Consider the following 13,299-nt stretch of genomic DNA (forward strand, 5'->3'; position numbering starts at 1 on the left):
GTATGAAACCATTTCTTCTCAAACTTAAATCGTGGTGGATGGCATTTGCCAAAGTGTTGAACTGGTTCAGCACGCGCGTCCTCCTTTCTATCGCGTATTTTATCGTCATTGGTGTACCTGCCCTTTTTCTCTTGCTGATACGGAAAGACTTGTTGCAGAGAAAATTCACTCAACAAAAAAGTTACTGGTCTGACAAAGAACCGGTGAACCACACACACGAACAAGCCCATCATCAGTTCTAAATAGGTCGAGCCTTGTTTTCTATGCTCACAATCAATAATCCGCAATCGACAATTCGAAATCCGAAATCAGGCAGATGAACATTCTTGGCATTTCTTGTTACTACCATGATTCCGCCGCCGCGCTTGTGCAAGATGGGAACCTTGTTGCTGCCGCGCAGGAAGAACGCTTCACGCGGAAAAAGCATGACCCCGATTTCCCAAGCAACGCAATTCAATACTGTTTACAGGAGGCGGGAATAAATATTTCCGATGTGGATTATGTCGGCTTTTATGATAAACCTCTGACAAAATTTGACAGAATTCTTGAAACCGCGCTTGCAACATGGCCCCTTGGATTCCGCTCGTTTCTGAAAGCCATGCCAGTTTGGCTGAACGAAAAGATGTGGGTACCTCAAAAAATCCGTGATCTGCTTGATTATCACGGTCCGATTTATTTTTCGGAACATCATATCTCGCACGCGGCAAGCGCGTTCCTTGTTTCACCGTTCAAGGAAGCGGCAATATTGACAATGGATGGAGTTGGTGAGTGGGACACAACGACATTTGGTTTCGGCAAAGAGAACGATATTCAACTCTTGAAAACTATTCGCTTCCCTCATTCTCTTGGATTGTTTTATTCTGCGTTCACCTATTATCTCGGATTCAAAGTCAACAGCGCCGAGTACAAAGTCATGGGACTTGCACCGTACGGCGAGCCGCGCTTCTACGACCTCATAATGAAAAATCTCATTGATGTGAAAGATGACGGAAGTTTTCGTTTGAACATGGAGTATTTTGTGTACGACCGTCATCTGACGATGACGGGAAAAAAGTTTGAAGAATTATTCGGAGAGAAAACACGCGAAGGCGAATCGAAACTGACACAGTTTCATAAAGATGTCGCCGCAAGTTTGCAAAAGGTTACGGATGAAGTCGTCGTCAAGATGGCGAACCATGTCTATGCAGAAACGAAATTGCCAAACTTATGTATGGCAGGCGGAGTTGCTCTTAACTGTGTCGCGAACAGTAAAGTATTACAGCAAACTCCATTCAAGAATGTTTTCATTCAACCGGCATCCGGTGATGCGGGTGGAGCGCTTGGCGTGGCATATTACATCTACAATACGTTACTCGGAAAACCTCGAACGTTCTCGATGGAACATGCGTTCTTCGGACCTGAATTCTCCGACGAAATGATTGAAGAATTCCTGCACTCCAAACAACTTCCCTATTTGAAATATGACCGGGTTGAATTGTTAAATGAAACCGCACGCCTGATTACTGAACAAAATGTTATCGGTTGGTTTCAGGGAAGAATGGAGTTCGGACCGCGTGCGCTTGGTGCGAGAAGCATTATCGCTGACGCTCGAAACAAAGAGAATTGGCAACGCGTCAATTTGAAAATCAAATTCCGCGAGAGTTTCCGTCCATTCGCGCCGACTATCCTTGAAGATAAAACAAATGAATATTTCGAGATTGATTGTCCGAGTCCGTTCATGTTGCTTGTTGCACAAGTACGAGAAAACAAAAGAACAGTTCCCGCCATTACACATGTTGATGGTTCCGCCCGACTTCAAACAATCAACCGGCAACAACATGCCTTGTATTATGATTTGATTTCAACGTTTGAAAAACTTACCGGTTGCCCGGTCATCATCAATACATCATTTAATGTACGCGGCGAACCGATTGTCTGCTCGCCGGAGGATGCATTCAGATGCTTTATGAGAACGGAAATGGATTATCTTGTTCTCGGCTCGTTCATCCTTGATAAAAAGAAGATGGCAAACCTGACATTGGATTTGAGTTGGCAAAAAGAGTTTCAGTTGGATTGAACCACGAAGGAATATTAAGAAATACATAGTTATGAAATTCATCAAAAAACTTACCTCACGCCTTGCAATTTTTTCAGAGTTCTGGGCGTTTATGCGCGTACGGAAAAAATGGTGGCTCGGTCCCATTGTTTTCTTCCTGTTATTGCTCGGACTGATTGTTGTGCTGACAGAAGGTTCTGCGCTTGCGCCATTTATCTATACATTATTTTAATTCACATTATCTGAAATAATTCATGGCTCGGAAAACCGTTCTTTTCCTTTTCATATTCTGTTGTTCAAACGTTCTCCTTTACTCTCAGACTCCTTCCTTCGAACGATTTCTCGGGAAACTTATTGAAGAACCAAATGTGCGATTGAAATCAGTAATGATTGATGAGTATCTCGCACAACATTCGTTACCGATAATGGAAGGAAACACTGTCTATTTTCTTTACCGGGGGAATGGAAAGGTAGTGCAAATGGCTGGTGACTTTAATTCATGGGAGCCTGCAAAAACAACGATGGTGCAAATCCCACAAACTGATTTATTTCTCCATATCGAAGACATCCCCCGCAGCGGACGAATGGAGTATAAGTTTATTGTAGATGAACAATGGATTCTCGACCCGTTCAACAAGCAAAAAGCACCCGGAGGATTTGGTGAGAACTCCGAAATTCGGTCGAAGGAATATCATCCACCGAAGGACATTGAGCATCAACAACGAGTTGCACGGGGCAAAATTGATACGATGTATGTTGAAAGCAAACTACTGAACAGGCGAATCCCTACGTTCATCTATACCCCGGTAGGAGTTTCAAAAGAAACTCGCTTGCCGACACTCTTCGTAACCGATGGCGGTGAGTATATTTCACTTGGCAAGATGACGAATGTGCTTGATAATCTCATCGCAGAACGCCGAATCAAGCCCGTACTTGTTGTGTTTGTTGACCCGCGAAGTGATTTGACAGACCAACGAACAAATCACCGTCGGGAAGATTACACTGCCAATGATTCTTTCTTGGATTTTATTGAGCATGAACTAGCTCAGAAAATTGAGCGTAGTTACCCCGCAACTCATAGCGCAAAAGATCGGTACATTATGGGCGCTTCATTGGGCGGATTGATTTCGACATACATGGTCATGCTTCGTTCACATTTTATAAAGAACTGTGCGGCGCAATCGCCGGCATACAATCAAGCAAATAAAGCCATCATGAAATTGTTCGACCAAATGATTCGCTTAGATGTGAATGTATATATTGATACGGGGACTATCAACGATACACAGGAAGAAGCGAAAACTGTTTCTCAGTTGCTACAAGAAAAAGGAGCAACGGTAACGTATGCTGAATATCCTGAAGGACATAATTGGTCGAACTGGCGTGCGAGGATTGATGACGTTCTGGAATATTTCTTCTCTTATTGAATAAGCATAAGGAAATTCGAAATTCTTTATCCTTTCACACTTCCAAGGGTCAATCCCGAAACCAACCACTTACTCAACACAATAAACAACACAACAACCGGTATCATTACTATGAGCGATGCCGCACCGTATAATCCCCACTCCGTTGACATGTTCGCCTCAAATGATTTTAATCCGAGCGGTAAAGTGTATAGCTCCGAATCCTGAAGAATCTGAGCGGCAACGATGTACTCCGACCATGCAGTCATAAACGAAAACAATCCGGTGATAACAAGCGCAGGCGCGGCAAGCGGAAGAATCACTTTGTAAAACGATTGAAACTGATTGCACCCGTCAATCCGTGCCGCTTCTTCAAGACTAATTGGAATTGTGTCGTAATATCCTTTCATCGTCCAAATACAAAATGGTAACGCGGTTGCCGTGTAGATGATAATTAACCCGGAGTATGTATTAATCAGACCAAAGTAAATGAGCATAATATACAACGGCAACAAGAGCATCGTTGCAGGGAACATTTGTGTCACCAACAAACTCAGGAGTCCGAGTTTCTTTCCCATGAAGTTGAAGCGTGAAAAAGCATAGCCCGTCATCGAAGCAAGCACGACGCCGGTCAATGTAACGGTGAACGAAATAAGAGCGCTGTTCCACACCCATTTCAAAAAAGGTCTGTCAGTGAATAAGGAAACATACGATTGCAACGTCGCATCTGCAGGAATGATTTCCAATGAAGTCGAAAGCAATTTGTCTCCCGGACGAAGCGAAATCGTGACCACTTGTAAAACAGGATAGACTGCAACGATAGTAAACACAATCAGAATTGCATGGGTAACAACTTTCTTTAATAGATTTTTTCTCTTGGCATTAGTCATTTGTCAATAGTCATTAGTCATGAATGTCAATCCGCAATTGTCAATCCGCAATTCCTGCCTGCGGCAGGCAGGCGAAATTAATAGGCCGCTTCTGTCGCTTTCGTTCGTTTCATAAACGTCACGCTGAAGATAAGAAGAATAATAAACAGCACCATCGAAAGCGCAGCGGCGTAACCGTAACGGTACAAGTTGAACGCGGCTTTATACACGAATGATACAAGAATATGAGTTTGGTCTGACGGTTCACCGCCGTTGCTGACAAGCCACACAATGTTCAAGTTGTTGAACGTCCAAACAATACCAAGCGTGATTGCGGGGATCATCACCGGGCGGATGAGCGGGATTGTAATGTTCTTTAATTTATGATGCCATGATGCGCCGTCAATATCTGCCGCCTCATAAAGTTCATGCGGGATGCTTTGCAACGCACCGAGAGCGACCACCATCATGAATGGAAATCCGAGCCAGACATTAGTGAGAATGCAAGCGAGAAATGCTTCGGTCGGACTTTTCAACCACTCGACAGCAGGAAGATTGAGATACTTTGTCAGGATAATGTTGATTGAACCGTATTCATAGTTGAACATCCCGCGCCACGTCAGAGCAACGATGTATTGCGGAATCGCCCACGGGAGAATCAATAATGTCCGGTAGATTGATTTTCCTTTGATTGCCTGATTGAGAAGCAACGCGAGAAACACACCAAGCACGACATGAAAGAACACGTTCACAACAGTCCAGATAACAGTCTTCAAAAATATCCCGTAGAAGTTCGGTTGCGTCGGCTCGGTGAAGACTTTGATGTACTGCTGAAGTCCAATGAGATGCCAATCCTTGATGTGGCGAAGGTTCATGTTCGAGAATGAGATTATCACGTTGTAAATAAACGGATAGAACACAACGCCGAGCAACAAAAGAAACGCAGGCGCGACGAAAACGAAGATAAATATTTTTGTACTAAACTTGTTCAATTTTTTGTTAATCAGTTGACGGTTGTATGTTCATTGTCATTGGTCATTAGTCAATGGTCATTTGTAATTCATGTTGTACTTGGTACTTTGTACTCAACTACTCATTATCTCAACTACTTTTTTTCCATTTTGAATTTTGAATTGATTACTCGTTCATCTCCGCAATCTTCCTGAGCGCCATCTCCTGCATTTGTTTTGCGGCGATTTTTGCTGTGATATTTCCGCCAAGGACTGCCTGATAACTCGGACGCATCGCATCCCAGATTGCGCGGAGTTCGGGAACAACAGGCATCGGTTTTCCAACTTCGATTTGCCGTTTCGAATTGATGAGAATATCATCGTTCTTGATGAACGGGTCTTCGTACAGAATCGTGCGCGTCGGCATCGTATTGAGCGCCTTCGCAGTTGTCAATTGATTTTCCGGCTCCATGATAAATTTCAAAAACTCAACAACATGAGGAAGCTTTTCCTTTGAAACATTGACATTGACAGAAAACCCTTTCGGGGAGACCATCGGCGCACACCACAAACCAGTCTTGTTGATTTTCGGAATCGGCGCGACGCCAATATCAATTCCCGCTTTCTTGTATCCCGACCACGACCAATCGCCGTTGATAATCATCGCCGCTTTCCCGTCTTTGAATAACGCATCAGCAACATTGTAATCTGCTTCGGCTGGAATGACCTTGTACGTATCGCGCAAATCTTTGATGAAATTCAAACCATCAATATTTGCCTGTGTGTTGAGAGTCGGAACTCCTTGCTCATCCATCACCCAGCCGCCGAAGCCACTGAAGAACGGAATATAGAAAAACGGCTCGGTGTAATTCCAGACCAAACCATATTGGTCGCTTCGTCCGTCGCCGTCCAAATCTTTTGTTTGCTCTTTGGCGATGGCAATAAGTTGTTCGTCCGTCTCAGGCGGAGTCGAAATCATTTTCTTGTTGTACACAAGCGTGAGATGATTGCCGAGTTTATCTGCAATCTGATAGAGGTGTCCTTTGAACCACGTCAGCCCTTTCGGGTTGAACGAATCGAGCCATTCTTTATCAAACAAATTTTCCATCGGCACGATAATATCCATCACCTGAAACGGACCAACCTGGTCAGCGGGACCGTACACCAAATCCGGACCTTGACCTGCAATCGCGGCAACAATAAACCCCGAACGCAATTCTTCCGTCTCTTTGTAAATTGCTTCGACTTTAATGTCCGGATGAAGTTGCATAAATTTCTGCATCTGTTCTTCGAGAATCACACGTTCATCCACACGCATCTGATGCCAGATGATGATGCGGTTGGGGTCATCTTCTCTTGCACAGGAAGCTAAGAGCAAAGAGCTTAGAGCAATGAGCAGTGGTCTAATGACAAATGACAAATGACTAATGACTGATGACAAAACACCAAGTCCAGAGTCAAGAAAACGGATTAACGATTGATGATTGATAGTCATTGAATCAATTACTAACGCATCAAGACAAGTTTCTTCACCTGCGAACCGGCATCTGTTGAAAGGCGATAGAAATATACTCCGCTTGGAATGTTACTTGCGTTCCATTTTCTGTCGTAAACTCCCGGATGTAATTCCTCATTTACAATCATAGCGACTTCCCTTCCCAAAATATCAAACACCTTCAGCGTGACCAATCCGAAATCCGAAATCCGAAATCCGAAATTTGTTGTCGGATTAAACGGATTCGGATAATTCTGAGCAAGTGAAAATTGTTCCGGCAGTTCCATCATACCGTCATCAACGCCGAGAGGAATGCCCAGTTCTTCGTTACTTCTGTTTGTATAAATCAGAACAGAATATGATGGGATTGTAACACTCTCAATTGTCAAACTGTCGGAATAAAATGAACTTTGGTCGAAGACATTATACCAGGTCCCGGTGCGGAGCCACGGGACATTTGTAACCGTTTGAGGAAGATTACTGAGATTGGCGATGATTTCAATTGCCGCTCCGGTATCAGCATCATTGAACCCCCAGACCAAAACTTTTTTCGAATCGTACTTGTACTGCTTTACCAATGAACCCTGATACAACGCAGGATTATATTTTCTCTGCATGATAAGCGTTTTATAAAATTGGAAATGAGATTTGCCGCGGGCGGTTCTATAGACGTTCCATTCGACAGGACGATAATCCAATTTATTGCCGTCCCAACCGCGAGGTGCACTAAACTCAATTCCTTCCCAAAGCATTGGAATACCAAGCGAGGTAAACATGAAGGTTGCATAAAGTTTATCACGTTGTAATGCTGTTGCCGTATCAACGTGCTGATAATGAACCATTTCATAAAACAATGATTGTTCATCATGATTTGAAGTCGCGTTGACGGGACCGGTTCTATCTGCATAACTTGTTGGAGAACCAGGGGTATCATTGCTTGAATATGCCCCTAAACCCAGAATAAGATTTTCAACTGTACTCAATGAGGGTTGTTGATTTGGAACTACGTGTTTAAAAACTTCATCTCTAAAACTGTCATGCCAGCCACCATTTAATCCGCTGTAATAAATCAACGCAGGACTTTCAGGAAGATGTTCGGCAATCTGGTAAATTGAATTGTTGTATTCACGTGCGATTTTGTTCGCCCAACCTAAAATTCCTTTCGTTGTATCGAAGCGACTCCATCCGATACCTTGTGTATAATCATACCGGAAACCATCAATATGATATTCATCTATCCACATTTTTTGAGCAGCGTAGACCAAATCCTGTGTCTCTTGCGTCCAATGGTCCATGTCTTTAAAGAACTGAAGTTCATCTTCATTCGGGCGCTTATCATTGATAAGTTTGAAATAAGGATTAGAAGCTTCATTTGGATTCATTTGCCAGAGAGCGCTTGTTTCATTCAAATGATTATAAACAACATCTAAGATAACGGCGATTCCTCTACCATGTGCCGAATCTACAAATTCCTTAAAATCTCGCGGAGTACCGAAGGATGGCTCAAGCGCGAAATAACTATTCAAATCATACCCCCACGAAAAACCTGACGTACCGATGTTTCCATAATCCATGACGGGCATTAACTCAATTGCATTCACACCAAGTGAGTCAAGATATGATAAAAGATTTCTCATACGAAACCATTTAACTTGACCCGGCGATAAATTGTAATAACCTCCTGCAAATTCTGTAACATTTAATTCATACATGATTAGTTTATTCAGCGGGGGACGATTATACCCGTCATCCTGCCATTGATAATCATCATACGTTAACCCCGAAGGACCAACAGTAAACTTCGTTAATCCATTATTTGATACCTGTCTTCCATAAGGATCGGGTATTCGTTGCGCAGGCTCGATCTCATAAATATATTCATACGTACCTGAATCAAGTTTCACATTCATCCACCAACCATAAGGTGAAGGAGTTCTTCTCATCAATAAAGGAGTTGCAGTTTCGATTGATTGCCCACTCTGTACGACTTTCAACAAAACATAATCCTTGCTCGTCGGTACTTCCACCCAGAATGATGTCGAATCATTTGACGCTGGACTTGGCAACGTGACTCCCTTTTTTGCATATATAGGAACAGGCAGTGTTGTAGGAACGAAACCGCCTTTTGAATAAACTACTGAATCGCCATGATTGTTGTATGCAACAAGTCGAATATAATTTGATTTTGGAAATGGTGTAGCAAGAACGGTGTCTATTATTCGTGTGCTCTTATTATAGCAATCAGTAATGTCCATTGAAGTAAGAACTGCATCTTGAGTTGTCCCTTGGTGAAGAATGACCGAAGTAATCGTGTCACTATTGGCTCGAACCAAGCCGATTGTTAATCGTGTAATATTACTTCCAGAAACTGTCTGATAGAATTGAAACCAAAATAATTTCTTCATCCGAAGAACAGAGTTGTTATTATCACTTGCATTCTGTTCCGGATTGAGTGGGTCAGGCATCCAGTTGTTTCCACCCTGATTAAGTTTGTATTGAAAAACTGAATCACCAAGGGTTCTTCGTGAATCAGACGCATCATGTATTTTGAATGAATACGTTTTTGTCCATGCCGATAATGAAGAATTGTAGGTCATTTGTGAAGCAGCGGTATTTGGTGTCCAACCATTAAATTGACCAGGTAAATACATCGTCGGTGTTGCAGGGAAATGAGCCCGAAACGTTATCGTCACACTATCCGCACTCGTTTGTGCAAAAACATTAAAAGAACAAAGGAAAATGACACAGAGGAGTAATTTCGTTTTCATAGTAAATGTCATTGGAAAATCTTTTTATCGTTTGGGAACAAGTACAACGCCGGACAACGCGGGGATATTTATATCTTTGATTTCTGAACCATCTTTTTTATATGAGACGCTATTCAGTTTATCCGTCCATTCAACATCTTGTCCGGTTGCAGTGATAGAAATCGTTCTATCTTCCTCATCATTGTTGAAGAGAACCAGAGCGGCATCGTTGCCATCTTCACGCCAGAAACCGTACATCTCCCCTTCATCATCAACAAGAGCAGTTTTGAATGAACCGCGACGTAGCACGGAGACTTCATTTCGTATCTTGATAAGTTTTCTGTACCAATCCTGCAAATCAGTATCCCACTGAGATTCATCCCATGGCATCGTGCGTCGGCAATCCGGATCTTTGCCTCCTTCCATTCCGATTTCATCTCCGTAATAGACCATCGGCGCGCCGAGATATGTCATTTGAAATAAAACAGCAACGCGCATCTTATCCACATCACCCCGCATAAGCGTTAAGAATCGTTCCGTATCATGACTGCCGATGAGATTTTGCATTGCATAGCTTGCTTCTTCAGGGTAATCTTCCCTGATTTTTTTCAACACGGAATCAAACTCAGTTACATTGGTTAGTTCATTCACGAAGTAATCAATCACGGCGTTCCGGAAGCGGTAATTCATCACCGCATGAAATTCATTTCCCTGCAACCACGGCGTTGCATCTTCCCAAAGTTCTCCGACAATATAGGCATCGGGATTTACTTCCTTAACCAACTTGCACCATTCAATCCAAAAGTCGTGCGACATTTCATTCGGCACATCGAGCCGCCAGCCATCAAGTCCTGTTTTCATCCAATATTTTGTTACATCAAACAAATACTTCCGCACTTCGGGAGTATCAGCCATCAACTTCGGTAAATCTCCGTAACCCCACCAACACTCGTAATTGGGTTTGCTTGCGGGTCCCACAGGGAAACTATGCACTTTATACCAGTTGATATATTTCGAGTTCGCTTCGTTCTTGATGATATCATCAAACGCAAAAAAATCTCTTCCCGTGTGATTGAACACTCCGTCAATGATGACACGAATATTCCGTTTGTGGCACTCGCTCAATAATTGCTTGAATGTTTCCTCCGTACCAAAGTTATCATCTATTTTGTAATAATCGGTTGCGTGATACTTGTGGTTGGTGTTCGATTCAAAAATAGGATTGAGATAGAGGGCATTGATACCGAGTTCCTGAAGGTAATTAAGATGTTCAATGATTCCTTTCAGGTCGCCGCCAAAATAGTTTTGTCGTTTCGGCTTTCCTCCCCACTTTTCAACATTAGGCGGGTCAATGGAAGAATCTCCGTTTGCAAATCGTTCAGGGAATATTTGATACCAGATGGCGTCTTTCGTCCAGTCGGGAACTTTCAGTTTCGTCATAGATGATGGTTGTTGAGAAAGTAAAAGTTGAGAGAATAAAAATAGAAGTGTCAGTAATCTCGTCATTGTCGTGTTCAATTTTTGTATGAATATAAGAAAAGCGAGAGACTAAATGAAGAAGTGTTTCATAGATTTATTCCGAACATCTGTAAATAAAAAAGGCGCTCTTGTCATTAGAAACAAGAAGCGCCTTTTCAAATAATTATTTATCTGACATTACTTAACATACATCATCGTCTTCGTCTCGACAAAGTTATTTGTCGTTAAGCGGTAATAATAAATTCCGCTTGGCAAATTCTTCGGTGAGAACGAAAGCGTGTAGGTTCCGCTTTGCTGAACACCGTTCACCAACGTTTCCACTTCACGACCGAGCATGTCATACACTTTTAGCACAACAGGCGAAGAAACCGCGAGAGAATAGTTAATCGTCGTTGACGGGTTAAACGGATTCGGATAGTTCTGGTTTAAACTAAACACGAACGGAATTCCACTTTGGTCATCGCCGATTCCAAGCGGGTCTTCTAACACAGTTGGACCGACAGTTCCAAATGTATCAACAGCCGTAGCACTAGAAAGATAACGGTCCATGTGTAGTTCATGGTTTGCAGCAAATCCTGCTTCGTTATCATTCCCACCTTCGTTATTTGCATCATCACCAAAATTGATGCTGTATTTGTACTGTACATCAAGAACTGTGTATGCAGGGAATAAAACATCCCGTGAGAATATCTGGTCACCGGCAGTTATATCACCATTCGTTCCGTCATCATACATACGAATAGCAATGGACGTATCCGAATTGGGCCATCCGTCTCCGGGCCATTGTAACGGTTGTGAACTTCCCGCAATCCACACGGAGTTAACAACAGGGAACGTGTTATTCGATAGAATAGATTTCGCACCAGTTGTATAACATGTGAACTTGATGGTGCAAGTTTGATTGATAACGGTTTCAAGCGAGCCATTATTAAATGATTCATTGATTGATGCTGCCAAATTATCAATATCAGATTGCGTAAACGTGTACACACGATCATTACTGAAACTTTCCCAATTATTATCCTCATACCAGAATTTAAATCGGAAAGATTCACCGACTCCTGCCCGAATCGTAAATGTTCCTTCAAATAAATCCGGATTCAATGCGTTGGATGTAAGCGTACCTCCACCCCAGCCATTGAAAGAACCGCGTACTTCAACTACATCATCAACCGGGTCGAAACGGCCGGAAAGTCGTTCAAGTTCCATATTTACTGAGAACGTAACCTGAATATCATGTTGCTCGACATAGACTGAATCGCGGTTGAAATAATCTTCAAACGTACCTCCGCCATCGGGAATAACAAACAAACGATCCGGATTATCCTCCCAATTGGATGCCGTATTTGGATTGTCGTTTTTATCCCAATAACGGAATTTAAATTTAATCGTATCACCAGATAAACCCGGTTGGAGTGTAATTGAATAGACTGAATCATTATCTAAATCTTTTAAAGTGTCTGAAGTTCCCCAACTATTGAAATCTCCGCTGACTACTAATATATCATTTGCCGGGTCAAACGCACCTTTTTTAATCTTCACCCACATGTTCGCATTAAATGTAACAACAATTGGCGGGTTGTACGTACTGTCTCTGTCAAAATAATCGGAATATGAACCACCACCCATCGGGATAATATATTCTCGTATCGGATCATTCTCTAACGATACATTACTCTGGCTAAAATCATAATAGCCGAATTTGAATGTTAGTGTATCACCGGGGTAACCGTTCGAGAATGTAAAAGTATAAATGGAATCGTTGTTTCCATCCGACATAATATCATACAGCATACTATTAAAATTTCCGCCAATATATACTGTATCCTCAGACGGATTAAAGTTTCCTCTCATCATTTGAACTTTCATATCTACGGCAAACATGACCTCAACCATATCCAACGCAAAGTTCGCGGTTACCGTAATATCGCCCTGAACGTTCATATCAGTTCTTGGATTATCAGTAGAAGCATCACTCCAATCTACAAAGTGATAACCAGTATCTGCAACTGCTGTTACTGCGCTTCCGTCTGAACCATGATTCACTGTCTGCGGTGTCGTTCCGGTAATTGAACCGTTCGAACCCGCATTGTATGTCAACGTGTAAGTGTTAATTGCAAAGTTCGCGGTTACAGTAATATCGCTCTGGACGTTCATATCTGTCCGTGGATTATCGGTAGAAGCATCACTCCAGTCTACAAAGTGATAACCAGTATCTGCAACTGCTGTTACTGCGCTTCCGTCTGAACCATGATTCACTGTCTGCGGTGTCGTTCCGGTAATTGAACCGTTCGAACCCGCATTGTATGTCAACGTGT

At 42.5% G+C, this 13,299-nt stretch carries 10 protein-coding genes; 4 read left to right on the forward strand and 6 right to left on the reverse strand.

Features of this window, described 5'->3' with window-relative positions:
* Positions 1–2: 2 nt before the first annotated feature.
* The 4 genes from HY960_11620 (at position 3) to HY960_11635 (ending at position 3,462) form a co-directional block, all read left to right on the forward strand.
* Positions 3–242 (forward strand): hypothetical protein, encoded by a 240-nt coding sequence (locus HY960_11620; protein ID MBI5216391.1) that lies wholly within the window; start codon positions 3–5, stop codon positions 240–242.
* Between the two features lie 74 nt (positions 243–316).
* The gene (locus HY960_11625; GenBank protein MBI5216392.1) at positions 317–2,056 is read left to right on the forward strand and encodes a carbamoyltransferase; all 1,740 of its coding nucleotides are present in this window, start codon (positions 317–319) and stop codon (positions 2,054–2,056) included.
* 31 nt (positions 2,057–2,087) lie between these two features.
* Positions 2,088–2,267 (forward strand): hypothetical protein, encoded by a 180-nt coding sequence (locus HY960_11630; GenBank protein ID MBI5216393.1) that lies wholly within the window; start codon positions 2,088–2,090, stop codon positions 2,265–2,267.
* 22 nt (positions 2,268–2,289) lie between these two features.
* Entirely contained in the window at positions 2,290–3,462 is a 1,173-nt protein-coding gene (locus tag HY960_11635; protein MBI5216394.1) for a hypothetical protein, read from the forward strand.
* A 26-nt stretch (positions 3,463–3,488) separates the two neighbouring features.
* On the opposite strand, the gene HY960_11640 is transcribed toward HY960_11635, so the two are convergent.
* The 6 genes from HY960_11640 to HY960_11665 form a co-directional block, all read right to left on the reverse strand.
* Positions 3,489–4,331: a sugar ABC transporter permease gene (locus HY960_11640; GenBank protein MBI5216395.1), complete on the reverse strand. Its 843-nt coding sequence runs from the start codon at positions 4,329–4,331 to the stop codon at positions 3,489–3,491.
* Between the two features lie 77 nt (positions 4,332–4,408).
* Positions 4,409–5,185, reverse strand: coding sequence for a sugar ABC transporter permease (locus HY960_11645; GenBank protein ID MBI5216396.1), 777 nt, complete (start codon positions 5,183–5,185; stop codon positions 4,409–4,411).
* 262 nt (positions 5,186–5,447) lie between these two features.
* The gene (locus tag HY960_11650; protein MBI5216397.1) at positions 5,448–6,755 is read right to left on the reverse strand and encodes an extracellular solute-binding protein; all 1,308 of its coding nucleotides are present in this window, start codon (positions 6,753–6,755) and stop codon (positions 5,448–5,450) included.
* Positions 6,756–6,766: 11 nt separating this feature from the next.
* Positions 6,767–9,523, reverse strand: coding sequence for a T9SS type A sorting domain-containing protein (locus HY960_11655; GenBank protein ID MBI5216398.1), 2,757 nt, complete (start codon positions 9,521–9,523; stop codon positions 6,767–6,769).
* 24 nt (positions 9,524–9,547) lie between these two features.
* Entirely contained in the window at positions 9,548–10,942 is a 1,395-nt protein-coding gene (locus HY960_11660; protein ID MBI5216399.1) for a glycoside hydrolase family 13 protein, read from the reverse strand.
* A gap of 216 nt (positions 10,943–11,158) precedes the next feature.
* The gene (locus tag HY960_11665) at positions 11,159–12,925 is read right to left on the reverse strand and encodes a T9SS type A sorting domain-containing protein (GenBank protein MBI5216400.1); all 1,767 of its coding nucleotides are present in this window, start codon (positions 12,923–12,925) and stop codon (positions 11,159–11,161) included.
* Between the last annotated feature and the right edge of the window lie 374 nt (positions 12,926–13,299).

This window comes from Ignavibacteriota bacterium, from assembly GCA_016212665.1.
GTDB lineage: Bacteria > Bacteroidota > Ignavibacteria > UBA10030 > SZUA-254 > FW602-bin19.

What these genes read in the sequence shown, in the direction of transcription:
- HY960_11660 (MBI5216399.1), bottom strand. Translation starts at nt 10,942, where the DNA reads ATGACGAAACTGAAAGTTCCCGACTGGACGAAAGACGCCATCTGGTAT.
- HY960_11650 (MBI5216397.1), bottom strand. Translation starts at nt 6,755, where the DNA reads ATGACTATCAATCATCAATCGTTAATCCGTTTTCTTGACTCTGGACTT.
- HY960_11665 (MBI5216400.1), bottom strand. Translation starts at nt 12,925, where the DNA reads ATGAACGTTCAGGGCGATATTACGGTAACCGCGAACTTTGCGTTGGAT.
- HY960_11645 (MBI5216396.1), bottom strand. Translation starts at nt 5,185, where the DNA reads ATGAACCTTCGCCACATCAAGGATTGGCATCTCATTGGACTTCAGCAG.
- HY960_11630 (MBI5216393.1), top strand. Translation starts at nt 2,088, where the DNA reads ATGAAATTCATCAAAAAACTTACCTCACGCCTTGCAATTTTTTCAGAG.
- HY960_11625 (MBI5216392.1), top strand. Translation starts at nt 317, where the DNA reads ATGAACATTCTTGGCATTTCTTGTTACTACCATGATTCCGCCGCCGCG.
- HY960_11620 (MBI5216391.1), top strand. Translation starts at nt 3, where the DNA reads ATGAAACCATTTCTTCTCAAACTTAAATCGTGGTGGATGGCATTTGCC.
- HY960_11640 (MBI5216395.1), bottom strand. Translation starts at nt 4,331, where the DNA reads ATGACTAATGCCAAGAGAAAAAATCTATTAAAGAAAGTTGTTACCCAT.
- HY960_11635 (MBI5216394.1), top strand. Translation starts at nt 2,290, where the DNA reads ATGGCTCGGAAAACCGTTCTTTTCCTTTTCATATTCTGTTGTTCAAAC.
- HY960_11655 (MBI5216398.1), bottom strand. Translation starts at nt 9,523, where the DNA reads ATGAAAACGAAATTACTCCTCTGTGTCATTTTCCTTTGTTCTTTTAAT.